Consider the following 24,080-nt stretch of genomic DNA (forward strand, 5'->3'; position numbering starts at 1 on the left):
ATGCGGTACTCCTGGACCCTGTCGGGCTATATCGGCCGCCAGTTCGCCGTCTGGGTGCTGGGCTCTTTCGCGGCGATCATGGCGATCGTCTTCCTGCTCGATTTCATCGAGCTGCTGCGCCGCGGGGCCGGCAAGGACAACGCCTATTTCTTCATCCTGCTGCAGATGGCGCTGCTGAAGCTGCCGAACATGGCGCGGCAGATCCTGCCCTTCGCGGTGCTGTTCGGCTCGATGCTGGCCTTCTCCCGGCTCACCCGGACCAACGAACTCGTGGTCGCCCGGGCCGCCGGCGTGTCGGTGTGGCAGTTCATGATGCCGGCGATCATGGTCGCCCTCACCCTGGGCGTCATCAAGGTGGCCGTCCTCAACCCGATCTCCTCGGTCATGATCGAGCGGTTCCACGCGCTGGAGGATTCCGTCCTGCGCAACCGGGCCGACAGCTTCCTGTCGGTCGGCTCCGGCGGCCTGTGGCTGCGCGAACGCAGCGACGACCGCCAGGTGGTGCTGAATGCCCGCAGCGCCCACGAGAAGGAAGCCCGGCTGGGCGACGTCATGGTCCTGACTTTCGACGGCGAGGACCGGTTCCAGCGCCGGATCGACGCCCGCGAGGCGATCCTCGCCAACGGCCAGTGGACGCTGCACGACGTGGTGGTCACCACCGCCCAGAACCGGCCGGAGCGGCTCGACGAGATCTCGCTGCCGACCAACCTGACCGTCGACAACATCCAGGACAGCTTCGCCTCGCCCGAGACCATGTCGTTCTGGGAGCTGCCCGGGTTCATCGAGGTGCTGGAGAATGCGGGCTTCTCGGCCATCAAGCACCGGCTCTACTGGCATGCCGAGCTGGCCTCGCCGCTGCTGATGACGGCGATGGTGCTGATCGCGGCCACGTTCTCCCTGCGCCTGACCCGGCGCGGCAACGCCCTGTCCTGGGCCTCGTACGGGCTGTTCTTCGGATTCCTGCTGTATTTCCTGTCGGACATCGTCTTCGCCCTTGGCCTATCCGCGAGGATTCCGGAAGTTCTGGCGGCATGGACGCCCGCTACCGTTACAATGCTGCTCGGCATGACCAGCCTTTTGCACCTCGAGGACGGATGACCCGCACCCCTCTCCTTGCCGCCATCCTGGTTCTCGTGACGGCCCTCGCCTCGACATCCCCGGTCGCGGCGCAGGACGTGAATGTGGAGGAGACCCCTGTCCTCCTGGTGGCGGATGAGGTGGTGTACGACGAATCCCTCGGCATCGTGACCGCCCGCGGCAATGTCGAGCTGAGCCAGGGTCCCCGGGTCCTGCTCGCCGACATGGTGAGCTACAACCGCAAGGCCGACACGGTCATCGCCACGGGAAACGTCTCGCTCATGGAGCCGTCGGGCGAGGTGCTGTTCAGCGACTACGTGGAACTGAACGACCAGCTCAAGACCGGCACGATCGACAATTTCCGCGGCCTGCTGGTCGACGGCTCCCGGCTCGCCGCGGTTCAGGGCCGGCGGACCGCCAACCAGCGCAAGGAGCTGGACAAGGCGGTGTTCTCCCCCTGCGACCTGTGCAGGGAGGATCCGACCAGGGCGCCGCTCTGGCAGATCAAGGCGGTCAAGGTGATCCACGACGAGGTCGCCAAGGACATCATCTACGAAGACGCGACCATGGAGTTCTACGGCTTCCCGGTCGCCTACACCCCGTATCTGCGCCACCCGGACCCCACCGTGAAGCGCCGCTCGGGCCTGCTGGCGCCGACCATGGGCATCTCCGAGGAACTGGGCGTGATCTTCGGCCAGCCCTACTACCAGGTGATCGACGAGACCAGCGACATCGTGGTCGAGCCGCGGATGCACACCGCCGCGGGCGGCATCCTGCTGACCGACTACCGCAAGCGCTTCTCGCGCGGCGAGCTCGACCTGAAGACCTCCGTGGCCTATGTCGAGCAGAGCACCGATGAGCGGGAGTCCGACGAGTACGACTTCGAGGGCCACGCCGACTGGGAAGGCAGGTTCAGCCTGAACCCGACCTGGCGCGCCGGCTTCGACTTCGAGCAGGCGAGCCAGCGCACCTATCTGCGGCGCTACAACATCGGCGGGCCCGACGTGCTGACCAGCCGGCTCTATGCCGAGGGGTTCCGGGGCCGCAACTACACCTCGGTGGCGGCCTACAAGTTCCAGGACCTGCGGGCCAGCAGCGATCCGGACGACACGCCCATCGTCCTGCCTCTGGCCGAGTACAACCATGTAGGCCAGCCCGGCCGGTTCGGTGGGCGCACCAGCCTGGATGCCAGCCTGCTGGCCCTCACCCGGGACACCGGAATCGATACCCGTCGGGCCTCGGCGGTGACCGGCTGGGAGCTGCCCTACACCTCCGACGCCGGTGAGATCTATACGCTGAACGCCAGGCTGCAGACCGACGCCTACTACGCGACCGACGCCAGCGCCCTATCGAGCGGCGACACCGAGACCAACGGCCGGGTGTTCCCGCAGCTCGGCCTGAAGTGGCAGTACCCGCTGGCGCGTCGCGGCGGTACCACCACCCAGGTGATCGAGCCCATCGGCGGCATCGTGTTTGGCCCCCGCGGCGGCAATCCGGACGAGATCCCCAACGAGGACAGCCGCTCCTTCGAATTCGACGAGACCAACCTGTTCCGCCTGAACCGCTACGAGGGCGTCGACCGGGTGACCAGCGGCAGCCATGTGAACTACGGGCTGCGGGCCGGCGTCTACGGCGACGGCGGCGGGTCCACGGAGATCCTGGTCGGCCAGAGCTACCGGTTCTACGGCGACGGTTCCTTCGAGGAGGGCTCCGGCCTGGAGGAGGACCTGTCGGATGTGGTCGGCGCCCTGTCGGTGCGGCCGACCGGCGGCCCGCTGACCCTCACTTACCGCTTCCGCCTGGATCCCGAGGACGCGACGCTCAACCGCAACGAGGTCGGCTTCAACTTCTCGCAGCCGCGGTTCTATTTCGGCGGCAACTACGTCACCCTGGCCGAGAATGCCAGCAGCGAGCTGACCGGCGACCGCGAGCAGCTCGACCTCTATGGCGGCGTCGCGGTGACCGATCACTGGCGCGTCGCCGGCAACCTGACCCACGACCTGTCCCAGGGCCGCAGCCGGTTGCTGCGCGGCCGGTTCGGATTTACCTATACGGACGAATGCACGATCTTCGGGATCGACTTCGAGCGCTCGAACATCAGCGACGAGGATATCGAGCCCGACGACCGGGTCATGTTCCGACTGATCCTGACCCATCTGGGCGGCGTGGAGAGCAAATAACGCGTGCGGTGTCCCCTCCGCGTTGGTGGACATCCGACAACACTGATATTGTTCGCCGCCGTTCCGCCTGCACGAGTATGCTGATCCGATGCCTCGACGCCTTGCCCCGCTGTTCCTTGCCGCCCTGGTCTCCGTAAGCGCGGGGGCCGTGACCTTCTCCGCACCGCCGGCGGCCCATGCGCAGCAGGTGCAGCGGATCGCCGCGGTGGTGAACGACGAGATCATCTCGGTCCGCGACCTGCGCAACCGCATCGAGATGGTGATCGTCACCTCCGAGCTGCCCCGCACCAACGAGACCGCCCAGCGGCTGGCGCCCCAGGTGCTGCGCAACCTGATCGACGAACAGCTCCAGATGCAGGAAGCGGACCGCCTGAGCGTCACCATCAGTGACAGCGAGATGGAACGGGCCCGCAGCGATCTGGAAGCGCGCAACGGGCTGCGCCCCGGCCAGTTCCACGACTTCGTCACCCAGCTCGGCATCGATCCGGGCACGGTCGAGCGCCAGCTCCGCAGCAACCTGCTGTGGTCGAAGCTCGTCCAGCGCCGCTTCGCCAGCCAGGTCGAGATCAGCGCCGAGGAGGTCGAGGAGACCCGCGCCCGGCTCGCGGCCGATGTGGGCAAGGAGCAGAAGCGGGTGTCGGAGATCCTGCTGACCATCGACGACCCGACCAAGGAGAACGATATCGTGCAGCTCGCCAACCGCCTGGTGGAGCAGCTGCGCGGCGGCGCGTCCTTCGGCTCGGTGGCCCGGCAGTTCTCCCAGGCGGCCAACGCCAATGTGGGCGGCGATATCGGCTGGGTCCTGTCCGACCAGCTCGCGCCCGAACTGGCCGACGCGGTCAGCGCCATGTCCGTGGGCGAGGTCTCCGACCCGATCCGCACGATCGTGGGCTATCACATCCTCCAGGTGTCCGACACGCGCGTGCTGGCCAAGCCGGACCCGGCCCAGACGGAACTCCGGCTGAGCCAGGTCTTCCTGCCGGTCCGGCCGAGCGACAATGCCGAGCAGCGCCGGACGCAGACCGAAGCCGTCCGCTCCGTCACCGCCCAGGCGACGAGCTGCGAGCAGCTGGCCACCCTCGCCCAGGAGGCGGGCTCCCCGGTCGCAGCCGATCTCGGGAGCTCCCGTCTCGGCGCCCTGCCCGAGAACCTGCGCGTGCAGGTCGCCGAGCTCCAGGTCGGCCAGAAGACCGACCCGATCGACCTGCCGAACGGCGTTATGGCCGTCATGGTCTGCGAGCGCTCCGACCCGGAGAGCAACCTGCCGGAGCCGGCCCAGATCCGCCGGCAGCTCGAGAACCAGCGCTTCGAAGTGCTCGCCCAGCGCTATCTGCGCGACCTGCGCCAGGCCGCCTTCATCGAAACCCGTGTCTGACGCCCCTCTCGCCGTCACGCCCGGGGAGCCGGCCGGAGTCGGCGTCGACCTGGCGCTCGGCCTGTGGGCGGCGCGCGCGCCGGACAGCCCGCCCTTCTTCCTGATCGACGATCCGGAGCGGGTGGCGGCCCGGGCCCGCCTGCTCGGGATCCCAGCCGCGCTGACGCCGATCGACGATCCGTCCGAGGCGGTCCCGGCCTTCCCGACCGCCCTGCCCGTCCTGCGCCACGGCTTTCCGGCCGAGAGCATTCCTGGCCGGCCCGATCCGGTGAACGGGCCCGCCACCGTGGAGGCGATCACCCGCGCCGTCGACCTGGTGCGCGCGGGACGCGCGGCGGCCGTCGTCACCAATCCGATCCAGAAGGAAACCCTGTACCAGGCCGGGTTCAGCCATCCGGGGCATACCGAGTATCTGGCGGCCCTGTCCGGGCCCGAGGTGGTGCCGGTGATGCTGCTCGCCTCGCCCGAGCTGAAGGTGGTGCCGGTCACGATCCACATTCCGCTGGCCGAGGTGCCGCGCGCGCTCACCACCGAGAAGATCCTCACCACCGCCCGCATCACCGCCGACGCGATGCGCCGGGATTTCGGCATCGCGGCGCCGCGCCTGGCCCTGGCCGGCCTCAACCCCCATGCCGGCGAAGGCGGGGCGCTGGGCCGCGAGGACGGCGCGGTGATCGCTCCGGCGGTCGCCGCCCTGCGCGCCGAGGGGATCGATGCCCGCGGCCCGCTGCCGGCCGACACCCTGTTCCACGAGGAGGCCCGCGCCACCTACGATGTGGTCCTCGGCATGTACCACGACCAGGTGCTGGTCCCGATCAAGACGCTCGACTTCTGGGGCGGGGTGAACGTGACCCTGGGCCTGCCCTTCGTGCGCACCTCGCCCGACCACGGCACGGCGCTGACCCTGGCCGGCACCGGCAAGGCGCGGATCGACAGCCTGCGGGCCGCCGTCGCGATGGCCCGCTCCATGGCCGCTCGACGCGCCGCCGCGCGATGAACCAGGATGCCGACGAGGTCGCGGCGCGGGTGGCAGCCCAGGTCGCCGCCCAGGTCGCCGCCCTGCCGCCCCTGCGCGAGGCGATCGCGGCTGCCGGCATGTCGGCCCGCAAGTCCCTGGGCCAGAACTTCCTGCTCGATCTCAACCTCACCCGCCGGATCGCCCGGTCGGCCGGGGACCTGTCCACCGGCACGACGATCGAGGTCGGCCCCGGTCCCGGCGGCCTGACCCGCGGTCTGCTGCTGGAGGGGGCGGCCCACGTGGTGGCGGTCGAGCGCGATGCCCGGGCGGCCGAGGTGCTGGCCCCGCTGATCGCGGCGTCGGAGGGCCGGCTGACCCTGATTGAGAACGATGCGCTGAAGGTCGATCTCGCCGCCGCCGGCGAGGCCCCACGGCGCATCGTCGCCAACCTGCCCTACAATGTCGGGACCCGGCTGCTGCTGATCTGGCTGCGCACGCCCCAGGCCTTCGAGTCCCTCACCCTGATGTTCCAGCGCGAGGTGGCCGACCGGCTGACCGCCGCACCAGGGACGGAGGCCTATGGCCGCCTCACCGTCCTGGTCACCTGGCTGTGCGAGGCGCGCAAGGTGATGGACGTGCCGCCCACCGCCTTCACCCCGCCGCCGAAGATCTGGTCGAGCGTCGTGCGCCTGGTGCCGCGCGCCGAGCCGCTGGCCCCGGCCGACCGCACCGCGCTGGAGGCGATCACCGAGGCCGCCTTCTCCCAGCGTCGCAAGATGCTGCGTCAGAGCCTGAAGCGGCTGGGCGGCGACGCCCTGATCCGGGCCGCCGATCTCGACCCGACCCTGCGCCCGGAGCGGCTGACGGTGCAGGAGTTCTGCCGGCTCGCCAACGCCTATACCGCGCTCAACCCCTCAGACGGACACCCGCGATGACCGCCCCGACCTCCGCCGATGAGATTTTAGCTGAGACCCGCCGCTACGAGAATGACGTGACCATGCGGCCGGCCGGCGAGGGCGACCTGCGCGCCATCATCGCCCTGCTCGTCGACGACCCGCTGGGCAAGACCCGCGAGCGTCTGGAGGACCCGCTGCCGCGCAGCTACGTGGACGCGTACCGGGCCATGGCGGTCCAGGGCGGCAACGTCTATCTGGTGGCCGAGCGGGCCGAGACGGTGATCGGCTGCGTCCAGGTGACCTTCATCGCCGGGATCAGCCGCGAGGGCATGACCCGGGCCAATATCGAAGGGGTCCGCATCGCCTCGACTGCCCGCGGGCTGGGCCTCGGCAAGATCATGATGCGCGACGCCATCGACCGGGCGCGCGAGGCCGGTTGCGGGCTGGTTCAGCTCACCACCGACGCACGGCGGATCGATGCGCAGAAGTTCTACACCGCGCTCGGCTTCCAGGCCTCCCATGTGGGAATGAAGCTCGACCTCAAATGACGGGTAAGCTCACAAAGCGCCGCATTCATCCTTAACGACGGGTTAATTTGCCACTTTTGAAGACCTGTCCTATTCGGAATTTCCTTCCTTGGGCGTCAAATTACTTCGATGCTTTCAGTAAAACGCATCGATCTTGCATAATGAAATATTAAGATCTGAATATTTAGAACCCTACTCCTGGATGTTGGCGCCCTGCCGGCAAACGAGCCGCCTACTGGCCTATCGGGAGTATTATCCGTGAACTTGTTTAAAAATGTACGCATCTCCATGCTGCTGATGTGCCTCTATGGCGCGCTGCTGCTGATCGTCGCCGCCTTCGGCGTGCGGACGATGGCCGTGGCGGTCGTGGACGCGCACAAATCCGGCGAGGTCGTGCAGTCGGCGGAGGCGCTGAAGGAGACCTTCGTCGCCCTGCAGAACACCCGGCGGGAGCGCGGCCCGGTCGTCAACATGCTGAAGGCCGGCGACCCCGCCAGCGCCGACTTCCTGAAATCCGTCAGCGATGTCCGCAGCGCCTCGCTGCCGGCAACCAAGCAGCTGATCGAACTCTGCGCCGACATCACCTGTGCCCAGTCGGTGACCGCCGAGACCCTGGCGAGCGATCTGGCGAAGATCGAGACCCTGCGCCAGAAGGTCGACGCCGCCCTCAAGCAGCCGCTCTCGTCCCGTCCGGACGGTCTGGCCGATGAGTGGCGCAAGGCCTCCACCAGCATCATCAACCAGTTCGAGACGATCTCGAGCGAGTTGGGCGCGCAGATGCGGATGGTCGACCCGGTCATCGCCGAGCTGGTCTCCATCAAGGATGCCGCCTACCTGACCCGCGACGCCGTCGGCCTCGAGGCGACCGCCATCCAGGCCGCCATCGGCGAAGGCACGTTCTCCGACGCCTCGCTGGCCAAGATCCACCAGCTCCGCGGCAAGAGCCAGGCCGGCTGGCAGCAGCTCAGCGAGCTGATGGCCCGTCCCGGCATAGATCCGGCGCTGGCCACCGATATGGCCAAGGCGACAGAGAGCGTCACCAAGGCGTACCCGCAGAAGCGCGAGGCGGTGGAGAAGGCCGTCAATGAGGGCAAGGCCGACACGGTGGACCGCGACGCCTGGGAAACCCTCAACGGCGGCGTACTGAACGACCTGGTGGCGCTCTGCATGACCGCCCTCGACCTCACCATCGACTATGCCGGCGACGAGGCCGCGGCGAACTGGATGGTCGTCTACCTGGTCGGGGCGCTGCTGATCGGCCTGGTGATCCTCGGCATCGTCAGCCTGCAGGTGATCCGCCGCCGGGTCTCCGGCCCGATCCAGCACATCACGCAGACCATGCGCGACGTGTCGGGCGGCGACCTGGAAGCCGACGTCCCCTATCTCGACCGCAAGGACGAGATCGGCGGGATGGCCGCGACCCTGGAGACCTTCAAGCAGGCCCTGATGCGCCAGCGGGCGAGCGACGAGGCCGCCAAGGCCGAGGCCGAAGCCAAGCTGAAGCGCGCCCAGGCGATGCAGGAGATCATCGCCGGCTTCGAGAAGGTCGTCGCCGACCTGATCCAGCGCCTGGCTTCCTCCGCCACCGAGATGCAGGCCTCCGCCCAGTCGATGACGGAGACCGCCGACCGTACCGAGTCCCAGTCCGCGACCGTGGAGCGGGCGTCCTCCATGGCCTCCAGCAACGTGGAAAGTGCCGCGGCGGCCGCCGAGGAGCTGACCAGCTCGATCGCCGAGATCGGCCGCGAGCTGGAACAGGCGACCCAGATCGCCGGCCGGGCCGTGGAGGCCGCCTCGAAGACCAACCAGACGGTCCAGGGGCTGGAAGTGTCCAGCCAGGCCATCGGCGACGTGGTGCGGCTGATCCAGGACATCGCCGAGCAGACCAACCTGCTGGCGCTGAACGCGACGATCGAGGCGGCCCGGGCAGGCGATGCCGGCAAGGGCTTCGCCGTCGTCGCCTCGGAGGTGAAGGCGCTCGCCACCCAGACCGCCGGCGCCACCCAGGAGATCAGCACCCGGATCGAGGAGATGCAGACCGCGACCCAGAGCTCGGTCGCCTCGATCCAGGAAATCGTGAAGGTCATCGGCGAGATCAATCAGATCGCCACGGTGATCGCCGCGGCCGTGGAGGAGCAGACCGCCGCCACCCAGGAGATCGCGCGCAACGTCACCGAGGCGTCGCGCGGGACCAACGAGGTGTCCAGCAACATCTCCGGCGTCTCCGATGCCGCCCGCCACACCGGCGAGGCCGCCTCCCAGGTGCTCTCGGCGGCCGGCGACCTCAACAAGCAGTCGTCGACCCTCGAGACCGAGGTCGGCCAGTTCATCCGCTCGGTTCAGGCGCTCTAAGCCGCCCTACCCCCAAACGAGAACAGCCCCGGCTGAGACGCCGGGGCTGTTTGCTTTTCAGCGATCGTATCGGGCGGTCAGGCGATCCACTCCGACACCGGGGCGGCCGCCTCGTGCAGCGGCTGGGAGATGACGTCAACCAGAGTCGGGCCGTCATGCTCCAGGGCCTGCTTCATCACGGACGTAAACTCCGCCGGGTCCTCCACGGTCCAGGACTTCACGCCGAAGGCGCTGGCGACGGCTGCATGGTCGGTGCGGTTGAAGTCCACGTTGTAGAACCGCTTGCCGAAGCCCGAGTTCTGGCCGGCCTTGATCCAGCCATAGACCGAGTTGGAGAAGACGATCGACTTGATCGGCAGCTTGTTGCGCACGATGGTCTCGAACTCGCCGCAGCAGAAGCCGAACGAGCCGTCGCCCATGACCGACAGGACCTGGGAATTCGGCCGGCCGACCTGCGCGCCCATGGCGGCGGCCAGGGAATAGCCGAGCGCGCCATGGGCCCGGTTGGTGATGAAGTGCCGGCCCGGGATGCGCCACCGGTAATGGGCCGAGAAATACGGGCACGGGGTGCCCGGATCGGCCACCACGACCGCGTCGTCGTCCAGGATGTCCATCAGCCCCTGGATCACCACCTCCGGCTTGATCGGCCGCTCGGTGCTCGCCGCCAGCGGGCCATAGGTGTCCAGCTTGCCCTTCCAGGCGCCGGCGGCGCGCTCGGCCCCGTTCTGCGGCGCCAGGCCGGTCATGCCCTCCAGCTCGGCCACCAGGGCCTCCAGCGCCAGCCGCGCGTCGGCGCAGATGGCCACGGCGGTGGGGTAGTTGGCGCCGATCACCATCGGGTCACTGTCGATATGGATGATGGTCTTGTCGGGCGACGGCCAGCGCCAGCGCTCCGTGGTCACCGATCCGGCGCGGCAGCCGACGAACAGCACCACATCGGCCGCCTCCACCACGTCGCGCGTCGACTGCACGCCGCCATTGGTGCCGACCACGCCGACGGCGCGGGGATCGGTTTCGGCGATCGCACCCTGGCCCGAGACGGTGGTCGCGATCGGCAGGTCGAGCAGCTCGGCCAGCCGGGCCAGCGGCGCCTCTGCCCCGGCGATCACCGGGCCGCCGCCGCAGATGGCGATCGCGGACTTGGCTTTGGACAGGATGGCCGCCGCCTCGCGGATCGCGTCCGGGTCGGCCCCGGCGCGCTCGGCCGGATAGGTCTGGTGGCGCGGATCGGCCCAGAGCTCACCCGCGTCCACATAACCCTTCTGGGTGTCGAACGGCAGCGCCAGGTGGACGGCACCGGGGCGGCCCGTCGTCATCGCGCGGAAGGCGGTGCGCATCATCGCCGGCAGGCGGCTGGCATCGTCCAGGCTGGTGTTCCACTTGGTCAGCGGCCGCATCATCGAGACCTGATCCAGCTCGGTCAGCGGATAGCGGCCGCGCGCGGTGGTGGAGACGTCGGTGGTGATGGCCAGGACCGGCACGGAACTCTCGTTCGCCTCCACCAGGCCCGGCAGGATGTAGGTCGCACCGCCCCCGGACGGTCCCTCGCAGACGCCGGGCTTGCCGGTGACCCGGGCATAGGCGTCGGCCATGTAGGCGGCGTGGCGCTCGTCGCGGGTCAGGATGTGGTGGATGTTGTGGTCGAGCCGCGCCAAGGCGTCATAGAACGGCAGCGTCGTGTCGCCGCACAGTCCGAACATATGGGTTACGCCATGGGCCTCCAGCATGCGCACCATGGCCTCCGCACCGGTCGGCCGATTGTCGCCGTCACTCGCCATTCTCTGATCCTTCCGTTGATGAAGGCGCGACAATAGCCGAGGGCCCCGCGGCAGGGCCAGCCATGCATGGCGTGGAGCGACCCTGCCTGTGGAACGGCTGCGGTTCCGGAGCGGGGAGACTGAGGAATTGTTATCCCCTCTCCGAACCTCCCGCTCTCCCCGGATTTATTCCGGGGCAAGCGGTTGGGCCTGAACCGACTCTCACCCGCTTCGCGTCGACGGATGGGCTCGCCCCGGCACAAGGCCGGGGAGTGGAAGAATCCTCAAGGTCTTAGAGGAGCGCCGAACTGGGCCGCTCAGGTCTCCGCGTCCGGGTGCTTCACGCCGGTGGCCCAGGCGAAGCCGACGACCAGTCCCTTCATGTACGGCAGCGCCACGACGCAGCAGATCAGGGTCAGCGGCAGCCAGATGGACGCCATAAGCCAGATCGGCGGGTCCATGTCCCGGGACATCATGACGATGAACGGCATCAGCAGGTGGCCGACCAGGAACAGCGCCAGGTAGGGCGGCGCGTCGTCGCAGGGATAGACCGTGTTGTCGGCGCCGCAGGCGTCGCACTGGTCCGACACCTTCAGGAACTTGCGGAACAGGCGTCCCTCGCCGCATTGCGGGCATTTCAGGCGCAGTCCCCTGCGCACGCCAAGTCCGATTGGCCGTTCACTCATCGCGTCCTCCGCGTTCCGGATGGCGCCAAGGAACTGCAAAGCCCGCGCCCGCGCAATGCGGCCGACTGACGCCGGTCCTGGGCGGCTGCCCCTTACATCGATAAAATTTTATCGATAGCCGACGGAAATACGCTGGGCCCCCGTTCAGTCTTTGAAACGGATCGAAAAGTTCGACCCCCTTACGATCGACACAGAGGAAGCGCCCGATGTCCGCCCCAACAAGCCGCCGCACGGAAGCCCTGGTGCCCGCGACGCTCGGCCTGGTCGGGTTGTCATTGATGACGGTCGCCCTGGTCGTACTGCTCCTCTCCTAAGTCACAAGTCGGTGCCGATGGCCCCTGACGGGCGCTCCGATCGTCATCGGAGGCGCTGAGCCACGGCACCCCACGAGCGGGGCCCGCTTCGTTACCGGGCTCCGACGTCGGGATCTACCCCCCCGGTCCCGGCAATACGGCCCCGGAACCGACCCGCGTCGGGTCCGGGGCCACTTTTGCGTGTCAGGCGCTGCGGTACAGCTTGGTCAGCACGAACTCCACGTGACCCAGCGCCTCGGCTGCCGCGTGCCGGCCGTTGGCGGTGCGCACGATCATCTCGATCAGGCTGTCGCCCGCCTCGTCGATGGTCTGGGAGCCCTTCAGCACGCCGGAGACGTCCACGTCGATATGCTCGGCCATGGTCCGGACCGTGCGCGGGTTGCCGGTGATCTTGATGACCGGGACGATCGGGTTGCCGATCACGTTGCCCTGGCCCGTGGGGAAGGTGTGGATCACGTAGCCGGCCGCCGCCATAAGGGTCACGCATTCGGCCGCCGCCGAGGACGTGTCCATGAAATAGAGCCCGTTGCCCTTGGCCGGCGCCTCGGCCGGCTCCAGCACGTCGATGTATTTCGAGGTGCGGCCGATCTTCTCCAGGTTGCCGAGCGCCTTCTCCTCGATGGTCGTCAGCCCGCCCAGGATGTTGCCCTTGGTCGGCTGGCTGTCGGACAGGTCGGAGGTCTTGTGCGGCTCGATCACTTCGTCCTGGTAGGCCTGGAAGGTACGCAGGAACTTGTCCCGCGCCTCGTTGTTGGCCGCCCGGTCGGCGCAGATATGCTCGCCGCCGGTGATCTCCGAGGTCTCGCCGAAACAGCCGTAGAGCCCGTGCGGCAGCAGCTTGTCGTACATGTTGCCCACGGTCGGGCAGCTCGACAGGCCCGTGGTGGTGTCGCTCTCGCCGCATTTGGTGGAGACCCAGAGCTCGGTCAGCCCGCACTCCTCCTTCTGCTGCTCGGTCGCCCAGTGGACGAACTCCTTGGCCTTCCAGCTCGCCTGGCGGATGGTCTCGAAATCGCCCTTCTGCTCGATGGAGAAGCCCTCCACCGGCTTGCCGGTCTTGGCGATGCCGTCGACGATCACCTTGGTCCATTCCGGCTCGATGCCGATCACCACGACGGCGGCGACGTTCGGGTTGGCGCCGGTGCCGATGATGGTGCGGAAATGCAGGTCCAGGTCCTCGCCGAACTGCAGCCGGCCGTAGGAATGCGGGATCGCCATCGTGCCCTTCACGTTGTTGGCGACGGCTTCGCAGGCGGCGTTGGAGATATCGTCCACCGGCAGGATGACGACGTGGTTGCGCACCGCCACCCGGCCGTTCTCGCGGCGCCAGGCGGTCACGCTCTGATTGGCATAGTCGATCGCGGTTGCCATGGGTCGTTCCTCCTACCAGCGCTTGGTTTTCAGGTTGTGCACGTGGACGTGCTTGCCCTTGGGCGCCGGGCCGACCATGCGGCCGATATCCTCGCCATACTTGATCGCGGTATCGCCTTCGGAGAGGTCGACCAGGGCCACCTTGTGGCCGATCGGTACGTCGTCGAGCACCTTCAGGTGGAACGTCGAGTTGTCTTCGGTGATCCGACACAGCATGTCGGTGCCGGCCGCCAGGTTCTCCACCACGACCACGCCGACATTGTCCTTGCGGTCGTGAACCAGGAGGTGCGGTTCCTTGCTCATGGGTTTCCTCTCTCTCAGACCTGTTAGGCTCCGGATCTCATTGCCGGACGCGGTCTTGCCACGCCCTGAAGTTGCCCGGTCACAGGCAGACTATCGTCTAGCAGGAGAGGACGCCATGCCACCCGGGCCGGCGCATCGGAACGCGACGGTCAGGACGGGCGGTGGCCGATCCGTCCGAGCTTGTCCGGATTGCGCATCACGTAGATCGCGGCGATGCGGCCGTCGCTGAGGTCCAGGACCGTCGCCTGCACCGTGTCGCCGGCCCTGGCGATCACCGTCGGCTGGCCGTCGACCGTTACCAGATCGAGAAGCTCGATCCGGCCTGCATATTTCTGCGCCAGGCCGCAGAACAGTCGCACGGCCTTTGCGGCGCCGGTGATGGTGTTGGGGAAGGCGATGACCTTGCCGCCGCCGTCGGAGCGCACGGACACGTCGGCCGCCAGGAGGGATGTCAGTGCGGCCGCGTCGCCCTGGCGGGCGGCCTCGAAGAAGGCCTGGGCGATGCGCCTGCCCTCCTCCGGATCGACCGGATAGCGCGGCCGCTCGCCACGCACATGCCGCCGCGCCCGCACCGCGAGCTGCCGCACGGAGGCCGGTTCCCGATCCAGGGTCGCCGCGATTTCCTCCAGCGGGGTGTCGAAGACGTCATGCAGCAGAAAGGCCGCCCGCTCCAGCGGCGACAGGCGCTCCAGCGCCAGCATCAGGGAATAGGTCAGGTTGTCGGCCAGCAGCTCCGGGTCCGGCGCATCCACCACCGGCTCCGGCAGCCAGGTGCCCACATAGGTCTCGCGCCGCCTGCGCGCCGACTTGATCTGGTCCAAGCACAGGCGGGTCACCACCCGACGCAGCCAGCCGGACGGGTTGTCGATGGCGTCGCAGTCCGCCTGGCACCAGCGCAGCCACCCTTCCTGCACCATGTCCTCGGCCTCCGCCAGGGAGCCGAGCATACGGTAGGCGAGACGCAGCAGCGCCGGCCGCTGCGTCTCGAACTCGTCGGTCTGGTGCTCAGGCCGCATTCTCGGCTCCGGTCCGCTCCTCCACCGGGTGACCGTAGCGGAAGCCGACTGCCACGCGGTTCCACACATTGATCGCCCCGACGGCCAGCGACAACCAGGCCCGCTCGGTCTCGTCGAACTGGTCGCAGACCAGTTCCCAGTCGGCGTCCGGCGCGCCGGTGTCCGGAAGCCGGGTCAGCGCCTCGGTCCAGGCCAGGGCGGCGCGCTCGCGCGGCGAGTACAGCGAGGACTCCCGCCAGGCGCTGGTCATGTAGAGCCGCATCTCGCTCTCGCCCTCGCGCCGGGCTTCGGTCGTGTGCATGTGGATGCAGTAGGCGCAGCCGTTGATCTGGGAGGCGCGCAGCTTGATCAGGTGGACCAGCGACTTCTCGATCGGGCTGGTCGAGATCGCCTTCTCCAGGGCGACCATCGCGGCGAAGCCGTCCTTGGCAAGCGGATAGGGATTGGCGAGACGGGGGGTCATGGGGAACTCCATCATGTCGGATAACGGCGTCGAATAGGTCGACACGGACATGACGAGGGAGCGATCCCCGATGTGACATGGGCCGGACGGAAAATTCAAAAAATCATCGCTCCAAACGAAACGGGCGGCCCGTTCTGGACCGCCCGCTCATCTGCACTATCGGCCGGGGTCAGGCGGCGCGGACGTCCCTCAGGAAGGCCTGGACCCGGTTCTTCAGGCCCTCGGCCTGCTCGCTCAGGCTGCGGGCGGTGGTGAGCACCTCGCCGGAGGACGCGCCGGTCTCGCTCGCCGCTTCCCGCACGCCCGAGATGTTGGTGTTCACCTCGTTCGCCGCGGCGGCGACCTCCTCGACGTTCCGCGAGATCTCCTTGGTCGCGGAGTCCTGTTCTTCGACGGCCGCCGCCACGGCCGCGGCGACTTCCTGCACCTCGTTCACCCGGGTGACGATCTTGGCGATGGCGTTCACCGCGGTGCGGGTGCGGTCCTGCACGGCCTGGATCTGCGAGGCGATCTCCTCGGTCGCCTTGCCGGTCTGGCCGGCCAGGTTCTTCACCTCCGACGCTACAACCGCGAAGCCCTTGCCGGCATCGCCCGCCCGGGCGGACTCGATCGTCGCGTTCAGGGCCAGCAGATTGGTCTGCTCGGCGATCTCCTGGATCAGGGTGACCACCGTGCCGATCCGCTGCACCGCCTCGTCCAGCGCCCGGACCTCGGTCTCGGTGGACTGGGCGTCGCTGCGGGCAGCGCTCGCCAGGGTGTTGGCGTTGGCCACCTGATGGGAGATCTCGCTGATCGAGGCCGACAGCTCCGTGCTTGCCGTGGCGACGGTCTGCACGTTGGCGGAGGTCTCCTCCGACGCGCTCGCCACCACGGTCGCCCGATGGGTCGACTGTTCGGCGATGCTGTTCAGCGACTGGGCAGTGCTTTCGAGTTCGGTCGCCGCTTCCGCCACCGCGGAGGTCATCGCCTGAGCCTCGGTCTCGAACCTCTGAGTGATGTCCCGCAGGGCCTGGGCCCGGTCGAGTTCGGCCTTCTGCTTGGCGGCCGCCTCGGCCTGCAGGCGCTCGTTCTCCACCATGTTGCGGCGGAACACCTCCACGGCCTCGGACATCTGGCCGACCTCGTCGCCGCGGCCCGCACCCGGGACGGTGACGTTGTGGTTGCCGGTCGCCATCTCGCCCATGACGGCGGTCATGGCCTGGATCGGCGTGGCGATGCCACGGGTCAGGGTCAGGTAGGCCAGCACCGCAATGATGACACCCAGGACCGCAGAACCAGCCGAGAACAGCTCAACGGTCTGGAATACCGTGTCCTGACGCTGCTTGGCTTCCTGGGTAACGCGGGTCCCCATCTCGCTCAGCACATCGAACTTGCTCGTCAGGGCCGCCACATACTCCTGGCCGGCACCGTTCGCCTCAAGCTGACGGGCCTCGTCGACGGTGAAGGGCTGACGCATCAGGGCGATCTGCCGTTCGGCGATCTCCCGCCAGGCGTGATTGATCGCGACATACTCCTCCGCGATCTTCCGGGACTCCGCACTTTGCGACAGGGCGGCCAGAAGCATCTCGGCTTCCCGGTCGAAAGCCTCGCCCTGCCGGCGATAGCGATCGATCGCGTCTCGGTTGCCGGTCAGCAGCAGCTCCTTGATGGAGCCGGACTGGTCGACGGCCATGCTCTGCATCGTATTGAGAGTGGTCAGCAGGGTGTTGACCCGCTCGACCTCGTTCGCCGCGTCGGACGCCCGATTAAGCTGATAGAAGGTCAGGACCCCGGACGCGATCATGATGGCGACCAGAACGCCAAAGGCCGCGGCGAATTTCCGTCCGAACTTCATGTTGTTGAGAAACGACATGGATGCCTCCTCAGGCGCCGACGCCGGCCAGCTTCCGGCGCTCGAGTTCGGTCAGGTTGACCTCGACCGTGATCGCGCCGATCGACTGACCCTGGGCATTGTCGATCGTCAGGTTGATCTGGGCGCGCCAGGTGGCGGTGTCCTCATTGAACTCAGGCTCATCCACGAAGACGGTGCCCGGACCGACGCCGACGGTCTTCTGGAACTTCGCCTCGTCGCCCTGCCAGTAATCGGAGGTGACGGAGCTCTGGCCGACATTCAGTCCGTTGCGGTCCATCACGAAGAGTTCCGTGAAGAGACCGACCGAGCGGGCCTGGACACGGTAGAGATAGGAGGACAGCGGGTTCGCCAGCACGGAGGTGATCAGCGGCTGATCCTGCGTCTTGGTCTCCTCGCGCCACTTGGCGTCGAGCGCATCGATCTCGCTCTGCTCGAGCTGGCCGGCGCCCTGGTTGCGACTGCGGAGCGCCTCGGTGACCACCGGGACGTTCACCCATTCGCGGATGTCGGCGATGAGGTCGTCGGTGACCAGTTCATCCATGGACAGCGTCAGAGCTTTGGGCTCCGCCTTGACCGGTCCGGCCAGCAGGCAGAGCGCAAAAACCGACGCGGCCAGGGTGGCGAGGCATGTCCGTAAGGACCGGACTTCATCGACAAGCCACATTTTCATAATTCCCTCCAGATAGTACGCATTGAGCTTTGGGGGGATTAAAACGGCAAAGAGATAAATATTGGTTAAAAAGCCCACCGTCTTTTCCGCGAAATTCGGCGGATTGAAAAATAATTAAAGGTTAGCGCGGCGGGCCTTCTTGAACGTACCCGGACACGCGACGACAGAAAGAGCGCCAAACGATCGCAGGACTGTCCGCCCGTTTCGAGAACGCGATTCATTGCTGTTGGAATGGTTCTAAACGCGGCCGCGGGCGAGTGAGGACGCATCGATCCAGGGTCAGCATTCCCCCGTCACCGTGCCTGCCGGGCGCATTTTTCCGGTCCAGCGTGAGAATCAACACAGCGACGCCGTGAGCGCTGTGGTCGCATGAGGTGGCCTGCAGGAGCAGGCTGAACTCTCGGCGCTCGTCATCTTTGGGGGCAGACCAAGACCGACACATAGCGCCTCGCCGGGTCGCCGCCGCATACTCCCGACGGCGGCGGCCCGGCACCCCTGAACTGGAAACGACCGCGGAACCGACCTCTGACGAATGGATGACGCAGACCCAATCGCCGCCGTCTTCGACCACCTGACTGCAGAGGGTGGCACCGCTGAGGGCTGGGCGCGCGGCGAGACCATCCTGGGTTTCGGGATCGGACTGCGGCAGGCCGATGGCCGCCGCACCGGGGAGCGCTGTCTCAAGGTCTTTGTGAGCCGAAAACGTCCCCGCCGCGGCCTCGCCGATCCGATCCCCGCCTCCCTCATCCATGCCCCGTCCGGCCGAGCGGTTCTCATCGATGTCGAGGAGATCCGACCCCCGCGTCCCCAGAACGCAGCCGCCCTGACGGCGCCCCTGGGCGGCAACCGCAACGCCATTCGGGCCGACCGCCTGGGTGCCGGCTGGGGGTCCTACGGCTATCTTCTGCGCCACCGCTTCGACGGGCGGATCTACCTGCTGGGCTCCGGCCATGTCTTGGCCGGCGGCCCCTCCCCGCGGATCGGCGACCGGGTGATGATCGCCGACGGCACCCCGGGGGGCCGGCCCGCGGCACGGCTTGTCGCCTGGACCACCCCCGTCCCCAGCGAGGCGGGGTTTCCGAATCAAGTCGACGCCGCCCTGGCCGAAATCGTCCGTCCGGAGACCGTCGCCCGGCTGAGCGGATCCCTGCCGAACGGGATCAGCGGCGATATCCGCTCCGGCATGCGGCTCGATCTGTCGGGGGCGGTCAGCGGACGCCAGCGCACGACCGTCGTCTGCGAACGGGCCACCCTGTGCTTCGAGACGGAGATCCCGGGCATCGGGCGACGGCGCGTCGGGTTCCGCGATCAGGCCTTCTGCCGGGCCGTGACCCAGCCGGGCGACAGCGGCGCCAGTCTTGTCAACGACCGCGGCCGCGCCGTCGGCCTGCATAGCTGGGGCAGCGACGGCCGTGCCGACGACGGGCGGGGAGAGCTCAGCGTGTTCACGCCCATCACCACCGTTCTGGATGCCTTCACCAGGACCCGGGAACTCGATCTGGTAACTGACACGGACGTCATCGCCATGCCGCTCGACCGCCCTCCCGTCGACGATCTCGACGATGCCATCGACCTGGTCGCCCGCACCCTCTATGGCGAGGCCCGGCGCGAACCGCCCGAGACCCGGGTCGCCATCGCGGAAGTGGTCTACAACCGCGCGATCCAGCGCTCGCCGCGGTTCGGGCTGAGCGTCGAGGCCGTCTGCCGCCAGCCCGACCAGTTCAGCTGCTGGAACCCCGGCGATCCGAACCGCGGCCGCACCCTGTCCATCTCACTCTGCGACCCCGAGATCGCGGACTGCGTGACGATCGCCCGCGATCTGGTGGCCGGCCGGGTCGGCGGGCTGACCCTCGGCGCCGACCATTTCCACCATCGCCGGGTCTCCCCCTCCTACTCCCGCCAACACGCGCCCTGCGCCCAGATCGGCAACTACGTCTTCTTCAACGATATCCCGTAGCTCTTGAAGCACCCGCCAGGAGTCCGGCATGCCCGTTTCCGGATCGCTGATCGACGTGGTTGTCAGCCTTGCGCTGGTCTATGTCCTGACTGCCCTGATCTGTTCCGCAATCCGCGAGGTCTTCGCATCCGCCTTCCGGCTCCGGCAGAAGACCCTGGAACGGGCCGTCCGCGACCTGTGCGGCGAGAATGACGATCCCTGCGTCACCAACAATCTGGCGGGACGGATCCTGGACCATCCGGCGGTCCGCAAGCTGCGCCTGCCCGGCGGGACCGCCCCCTCCCAGTTGTCCGCGCGCCTGTTCGCCGGTGCCCTGCTGGACGAGTTGAGCGCGGCCGCCCGTACCTCGGGCGTCCACCGGCCGCGGGTCGCGGATCTGATCGCCGCCGCGCCGAACAGCGACCTGCAGCGCACCCTCGGCCTGTTCGCCCAGGAGGCCGGCATGGACCGCCAGGCCTTCGGGCAGCGCATCGAGGAGTGGTACGACGACGCCATGGACCGCGCGTCCGGCTGGTACCGGCGCCGCAGCCAGCGCTGGATCCTCGCCGTTGCCGCCCTCGTGGCGGTCGCCTTCAACATCGACACCCTGGAGATCGCGCGTCTCGTGTGGGTCGGCATGCCCGCCGCGACCGATGCCGCGATGCTGACCGGCGGCCACGGCCTTCCCGTCGGCTGGAGCCTGCCGGAGGACGGCCGCACCTGGGCCGCCGGATGGGCGGCGCTCATGGAGGTCCTGGCTCATCCCACCAAGCTCCTGGGCTTCGCGATCACCGCCATCGCCGTGACGATGACCGCCGATCTGCTGTTCTCCCTGATGCGCCGGCGCAGCGCCGCATCCCGGGTGGAGCGGCTGGCATCCGCAGCCCAGGTCGCGCCCTGTCCGGCCCCGCTGCCCGTCGGCGGCCGGGTCGCCGAGCGGGCGGAGAGCGATCTGGAAGCCTCGGGCCTCACCCGGGACGACATCGAGGACATCCAGCGCGCCCTCGGCATGACGGGGCGGTTCCTGACCGGGCACCTGGACCCGGCGACCCGGTCGATGATCGAGGAATACCAGCTCTCGGTCGGCCGCCGCCCCACCGGAATCCTGACGCCTTATCTTGTTGAACGGCTGTTGGCGCCGTCCGAACGGTAGAAACTCAAAACCCTATATTCCATCCTAGATCGATGTTCTTAAGGCCCGAGCCGAACTACACCTTATCGGCGCGGAGGATCACATCGGTATACGACGCTGACGAGAATGCTAAAGTCGCCGGCTGTAAACCGATGAGCTGAATATTTATCGTTTCATACGCCTTACACTTGGGGGAAAAGGCGTTGCCCGAGGAAGTCCGGCGGCCGGTCAAGGAACGGCGCCATCTGACGGTCATGTTCGTCGACCTGGTGGGATCCACAGGGCTGGTGGACGAGCTCGACCCGGAGGATGCGCAGAACGTGTTCGACGCGTTCTCGGGCAAGTGCGCCCAGCTGATCCAGCAGTTCGGCGGCTACATCGCCCGCATTGAGGGCGACGGCGTGCTGGCCTATTTCGGCTTCCCTTCCGCCCGCGAGGACGCCAGCGAGCAGGCCGTGCGCGCCGGGCTGGCGGTCGCCGAGGCGGTGGCCAGGATCCGCACGCCCATGGGCACGACTCTCGCCTGCCGCACCGGCATCGCGTCGGGCTCCGTCCTGGTGGGCGAGGCCCATACCAGCAGCGGATCGGTGTTCTACGAGGTCATCGGCCGCGCCCCCCACGTAGCCCGGCGCCTTCAGGAGCAGGTCGATCCGGGCGAGGTCTCGATCTCCGACGCGGTCTACCGCAAGGCCGGCGGCTTCTTCGTCTGCGCCCCGAACCCGCCGATCCGGCTCAAGGGCTTCCGCAATCCGGAGATGTTCTGGCGGGTGCGCGGCCATCGCGAGCTGCCGCTGCGGTTCCTCGCCCGCGACGCCCTGCAGCGCTGCGCCTTCGTCGGCCGCACCGAGGAGCTGACGGTCCTGCACCGGCTGTGGGACGGCGTGCGCGACGGCCAGGGGGCGGCGGTCGGCGTGGTCGGCCCGGCCGGCATCGGCAAGTCGCGGGTGATCTACGAGTTCGTCCATTCGGTGACCGAGGACCAGCCGCATCTGGTCCTGATGCAGGGCAACACCCACCACCGCAACAGCCCATGGCAGCCGCTGCGCGACGAGCTGATCCGCCACCTGGACAGCGCCACACCGCCCGGCGGGTCGCGGCTGGAGACCCTGACCCGGGAACTGGCCTCCCCGGCCGGCGAGCAGGCGTTCGAGGACGCCCAGGCGATCCTGCGCATCCTGGAGGACGGACAGTCCACCATCGCCAGCTCGCGCCCCGGCGAGGAGCGCGCCCGCGTGGTCGCCGCGCTGGTCCGGCGGCTGCAGGCGCTGGCCGCCCGCACGCCGGTCATCGTCGTCATCGAGGACGTCCAGTGGCTCGACGACTCCTCCACCGAATGGCTGGAGGCCCTGTGCCGGGGCGTGGAGGCGCACCCGATCCTGGTGGTGCTGACCAGCCGGGATACCCTGTCCGCCCGCCTCAAGCTCGACGTCACCGAGATCCAACTGTCCGGCCTGACCCAGGAAGACGCCCGGGCGATGGTCGACCTGCTGATCTCGGAGAAGCCGTTCGCCCATCTGGACGCCCAAACCATCCTGACCAAGGTCGGCGGCATCCCCCTGTATATCGAGGAATACGTCACCCACCAGCTCGACCGGGTCGCCGCCCGCAAGGGCAACGGCGACGGCCAGGAGGTCGATCCAGACGACGCGCCGGCCACCCTCATGGACCTGCTGAACGAGCGCATCGACGAGCTCGGCCCGGGCAAGGCGTTCATCCAGGCCTGCGCGGTCTGCGGCGACGTGTTCGACCTGCGGCTCGTGGCGCGCACGGTCGGGGTCGATATCGACCAGGCGATCGCGGTCATCTCCGACCTGGAATCCCGGGGCATCCTGAGCGGCAGCGCGGCCGTCGGCGACGAGTTCCGCTTCCGCCACGCCCTGCTGCGCGACGCCGGCTATTCCAGCCTGCTGAAGGCCGACCGCTCGGCGCTGCACGGCAGGATCGCCCACGCGATGGAGACCTATGCGGCGGAGGACGGCTTCGCCGCCCTGCCGGAGGTGCTCGCCTGGCACTTCTCCGAGGCGGCCGAGGTGGAGAAATGCCTGAGCTACCGTCTGGTGGCGGCGGAGAAGTTCAAAGGCCAGTACGCCGCGACGGAATCGATCCACCAGCTCGAACTCGCCGCCGCCGAGGCCGACGCCATGGAGGAAGGCGGGCGCCGCCGGGAATGGCTGGTGCGGATCTATAACCAGCTCGGCACAACCCGCAGCATCTTCTTCGGCTGGGGCGACCAGGTTGCCCAGGAACTGTTCGAGAAGGCGCTGTCGCTCACGGTGACCAGCGACGAAATCCGCTCGACCTTCGATGCGGTGCGCGGGTTGTGGAACGCCAACATGATCCAGGGGAACTTCCCTATGGTCGCAGTGCTGACGCCGCAGTTCAGCGCGATCGCCAACCGTTCAAACGATCCGTCGATGAAGCTCGTCGCCTCGAATGCCAGCGGCGCCTATCGCCTATGGTCGGGGAACTTCCGGCGTGCGCAGCACCATTTCGATGAGTCACTGCACCTCTACGAAAAGATCAAAGGCAGCCATGAAACGGGGTCGGGTCGAAGCAATCCAGGGATCGCGACGCTTTCATTGAGCGCTTGGAACACGTGGTTTCTTGGCGACAGAGACGCTGCGTTACGCAAGATCGACGAGGCAAAGGAGTGGGCGAACGCGGTCGGCAACCCATTCGACATCGCATACGCCTACAGCATGTCCGCATCGATTTGGCAGACCGAACGGAACGCTGAAGCAGCGAAGGCCGATGCGGAAAAGTCGATCGCGTTCGCGAGCGAGAATATCTCGAGCATGCGTTACTGGATTGATCGAAGCGGCATCATATCCGGCTGGGCCCTCTGTCACATGGGCGATTTTGAAGCCGGGATCGCTCGGATACAGGACGCGATCACCTCGTATCAGGGCGCAGGCGGCGGCCTCCACCTTTCGTACGGAATCACCTTGCTCGGTGAGTGCCTGCTCGCAAAGGGAGCCGAGTTGGAAAGCGAGCGCGAGCTGAGGAGGGCAGAACAGGCGCTGACGTCGGATCATCCTTACTACTACGACTCGGAACGGTTCCGACTCTTGGGAGAGGCGCGAACCCGACTGGGATATGAGACCGAAGGCAGCCAAGCCTTCGCCTCTGCCTTATCTTCCGCCGAGGCTTTTGAGTCGCCCCCCCTTCGGCAGGCGGTGCTGGACACCCAGGCGCGTCTGAAACGGCGGTGACTC

At 67.7% G+C, this 24,080-nt stretch carries 18 protein-coding genes; 10 read left to right on the top strand and 8 right to left on the bottom strand.

Going from position 1 to position 24,080, the window contains the following annotated elements:
- The 7 genes from lptG (at position 1) to ACOQOP_RS08025 (ending at position 9,365) form a co-directional block, all read left to right on the top strand.
- Positions 1 to 1,098 (top strand): LPS export ABC transporter permease LptG, encoded by a 1,098-nt coding sequence (gene lptG, locus ACOQOP_RS07995; RefSeq protein WP_420565794.1) that lies wholly within the window; start codon positions 1 to 3, stop codon positions 1,096 to 1,098.
- Positions 1,095 to 3,257: an LPS-assembly protein LptD gene (locus tag ACOQOP_RS08000; RefSeq protein WP_420565795.1), complete on the top strand. Its 2,163-nt coding sequence runs from the start codon at positions 1,095 to 1,097 to the stop codon at positions 3,255 to 3,257. Before lptG ends, ACOQOP_RS08000 begins: the two co-directional genes overlap by 4 nt.
- Before the next feature lie 88 nt (positions 3,258 to 3,345).
- A complete protein-coding gene (locus ACOQOP_RS08005) occupies positions 3,346 to 4,632 on the top strand; it encodes a peptidylprolyl isomerase (protein ID WP_420565796.1) in 1,287 nt (428 codons plus the stop codon).
- Positions 4,625 to 5,629 (top strand): 4-hydroxythreonine-4-phosphate dehydrogenase PdxA, encoded by a 1,005-nt coding sequence (gene pdxA, locus ACOQOP_RS08010; RefSeq protein ID WP_420565797.1) that lies wholly within the window; start codon positions 4,625 to 4,627, stop codon positions 5,627 to 5,629. The genes ACOQOP_RS08005 and pdxA overlap by 8 nt, the downstream gene beginning before the upstream one ends.
- Positions 5,630 to 5,727: 98 nt before the next feature.
- Complete coding sequence (gene rsmA, locus ACOQOP_RS08015) at positions 5,728 to 6,525, top strand: 16S rRNA (adenine(1518)-N(6)/adenine(1519)-N(6))-dimethyltransferase RsmA (protein ID WP_420566525.1); 798 nt, start codon at positions 5,728 to 5,730, stop codon at positions 6,523 to 6,525.
- A complete protein-coding gene (locus ACOQOP_RS08020) occupies positions 6,522 to 7,034 on the top strand; it encodes a GNAT family N-acetyltransferase (RefSeq protein WP_420565798.1) in 513 nt (170 codons plus the stop codon). Before rsmA ends, ACOQOP_RS08020 begins: the two co-directional genes overlap by 4 nt.
- 237 nt (positions 7,035 to 7,271) lie before the next feature.
- Positions 7,272 to 9,365 (top strand): methyl-accepting chemotaxis protein, encoded by a 2,094-nt coding sequence (locus ACOQOP_RS08025; RefSeq protein WP_420565799.1) that lies wholly within the window; start codon positions 7,272 to 7,274, stop codon positions 9,363 to 9,365.
- 77 nt (positions 9,366 to 9,442) lie between these two features.
- Here the strand turns inward: ACOQOP_RS08025 and ACOQOP_RS08030 are convergent, their stop codons facing one another.
- The 8 genes from ACOQOP_RS08030 to ACOQOP_RS08065 form a co-directional block, all read right to left on the bottom strand.
- The gene (locus ACOQOP_RS08030) at positions 9,443 to 11,143 is read right to left on the bottom strand and encodes a thiamine pyrophosphate-binding protein (protein WP_420565800.1); all 1,701 of its coding nucleotides are present in this window, start codon (positions 11,141 to 11,143) and stop codon (positions 9,443 to 9,445) included.
- A gap of 296 nt (positions 11,144 to 11,439) precedes the next feature.
- Entirely contained in the window at positions 11,440 to 11,808 is a 369-nt protein-coding gene (locus ACOQOP_RS08035) for a DUF983 domain-containing protein (protein ID WP_420565801.1), read from the bottom strand.
- A gap of 497 nt (positions 11,809 to 12,305) precedes the next feature.
- On the bottom strand, positions 12,306 to 13,493 hold the full coding sequence (locus tag ACOQOP_RS08040) for a UxaA family hydrolase (RefSeq protein WP_420565802.1): 1,188 nt from the start codon (positions 13,491 to 13,493) through the stop codon (positions 12,306 to 12,308).
- 12 nt (positions 13,494 to 13,505) lie between these two features.
- A complete protein-coding gene (locus ACOQOP_RS08045; RefSeq protein ID WP_420565803.1) occupies positions 13,506 to 13,796 on the bottom strand; it encodes a UxaA family hydrolase in 291 nt (96 codons plus the stop codon).
- A gap of 149 nt (positions 13,797 to 13,945) precedes the next feature.
- Positions 13,946 to 14,812: a sigma-70 family RNA polymerase sigma factor gene (locus ACOQOP_RS08050; RefSeq protein ID WP_420565804.1), complete on the bottom strand. Its 867-nt coding sequence runs from the start codon at positions 14,810 to 14,812 to the stop codon at positions 13,946 to 13,948.
- Positions 14,802 to 15,275, bottom strand: coding sequence for a carboxymuconolactone decarboxylase family protein (locus ACOQOP_RS08055; RefSeq protein WP_420565805.1), 474 nt, complete (start codon positions 15,273 to 15,275; stop codon positions 14,802 to 14,804). The genes ACOQOP_RS08050 and ACOQOP_RS08055 overlap by 11 nt, the downstream gene beginning before the upstream one ends.
- Positions 15,276 to 15,444: 169 nt before the next feature.
- Entirely contained in the window at positions 15,445 to 17,127 is a 1,683-nt protein-coding gene (locus ACOQOP_RS08060) for a methyl-accepting chemotaxis protein (RefSeq protein ID WP_420565806.1), read from the bottom strand.
- A 10-nt stretch (positions 17,128 to 17,137) separates the two neighbouring features.
- Entirely contained in the window at positions 17,138 to 17,797 is a 660-nt protein-coding gene (locus tag ACOQOP_RS08065; RefSeq protein WP_420565807.1) for a hypothetical protein, read from the bottom strand.
- 532 nt (positions 17,798 to 18,329) lie between these two features.
- Here ACOQOP_RS08065 and ACOQOP_RS08070 point away from each other — a divergent pair.
- The 3 genes from ACOQOP_RS08070 to ACOQOP_RS08080 all read left to right on the top strand — a co-directional run bounded on the left by ACOQOP_RS08070 (position 18,330) and on the right by ACOQOP_RS08080 (position 24,077).
- On the top strand, positions 18,330 to 19,754 hold the full coding sequence (locus tag ACOQOP_RS08070; protein WP_420565808.1) for a cell wall hydrolase: 1,425 nt from the start codon (positions 18,330 to 18,332) through the stop codon (positions 19,752 to 19,754).
- A 28-nt stretch (positions 19,755 to 19,782) separates the two neighbouring features.
- Positions 19,783 to 20,886 carry a peptidoglycan-binding domain-containing protein gene (locus ACOQOP_RS08075; RefSeq protein ID WP_420565809.1) on the top strand — a complete coding sequence of 368 codons (1,104 nt, stop codon included), beginning with the start codon at positions 19,783 to 19,785 and terminating at the stop codon, positions 20,884 to 20,886.
- A gap of 182 nt (positions 20,887 to 21,068) precedes the next feature.
- The gene (locus ACOQOP_RS08080; RefSeq protein WP_420565810.1) at positions 21,069 to 24,077 is read left to right on the top strand and encodes an ATP-binding protein; all 3,009 of its coding nucleotides are present in this window, start codon (positions 21,069 to 21,071) and stop codon (positions 24,075 to 24,077) included.
- Positions 24,078 to 24,080 lie beyond the last annotated feature (3 nt).

The organism is Thalassobaculum sp., assembly GCF_965223715.1.
In the GTDB taxonomy this organism is placed as follows: Bacteria; Pseudomonadota; Alphaproteobacteria; order Thalassobaculales; family Thalassobaculaceae; genus Thalassobaculum.

Bases quoted from the DNA above. Each gene is read 5' to 3' on its own strand.
- ACOQOP_RS08060 (WP_420565806.1), bottom strand. From the start codon at position 17,127: ATGTCGTTTCTCAACAACATGAAGTTCGGACGGAAATTCGCCGCGGCC.
- ACOQOP_RS08075 (WP_420565809.1), top strand. From the start codon at position 19,783: ATGCCCGTTTCCGGATCGCTGATCGACGTGGTTGTCAGCCTTGCGCTG.
- lptG (WP_420565794.1), top strand. From the start codon at position 1: ATGCGGTACTCCTGGACCCTGTCGGGCTATATCGGCCGCCAGTTCGCC.
- ACOQOP_RS08035 (WP_420565801.1), bottom strand. From the start codon at position 11,808: ATGAGTGAACGGCCAATCGGACTTGGCGTGCGCAGGGGACTGCGCCTG.
- ACOQOP_RS08045 (WP_420565803.1), bottom strand. From the start codon at position 13,796: ATGAGCAAGGAACCGCACCTCCTGGTTCACGACCGCAAGGACAATGTC.
- ACOQOP_RS08070 (WP_420565808.1), top strand. From the start codon at position 18,330: ATGGATGACGCAGACCCAATCGCCGCCGTCTTCGACCACCTGACTGCA.
- ACOQOP_RS08030 (WP_420565800.1), bottom strand. From the start codon at position 11,143: ATGGCGAGTGACGGCGACAATCGGCCGACCGGTGCGGAGGCCATGGTG.
- ACOQOP_RS08020 (WP_420565798.1), top strand. From the start codon at position 6,522: ATGACCGCCCCGACCTCCGCCGATGAGATTTTAGCTGAGACCCGCCGC.
- ACOQOP_RS08000 (WP_420565795.1), top strand. From the start codon at position 1,095: ATGACCCGCACCCCTCTCCTTGCCGCCATCCTGGTTCTCGTGACGGCC.
- ACOQOP_RS08055 (WP_420565805.1), bottom strand. From the start codon at position 15,275: ATGACCCCCCGTCTCGCCAATCCCTATCCGCTTGCCAAGGACGGCTTC.
- rsmA (WP_420566525.1), top strand. From the start codon at position 5,728: ATGTCGGCCCGCAAGTCCCTGGGCCAGAACTTCCTGCTCGATCTCAAC.
- ACOQOP_RS08050 (WP_420565804.1), bottom strand. From the start codon at position 14,812: ATGCGGCCTGAGCACCAGACCGACGAGTTCGAGACGCAGCGGCCGGCG.
- ACOQOP_RS08040 (WP_420565802.1), bottom strand. From the start codon at position 13,493: ATGGCAACCGCGATCGACTATGCCAATCAGAGCGTGACCGCCTGGCGC.
- ACOQOP_RS08065 (WP_420565807.1), bottom strand. From the start codon at position 17,797: ATGAAAATGTGGCTTGTCGATGAAGTCCGGTCCTTACGGACATGCCTC.
- ACOQOP_RS08005 (WP_420565796.1), top strand. From the start codon at position 3,346: ATGCCTCGACGCCTTGCCCCGCTGTTCCTTGCCGCCCTGGTCTCCGTA.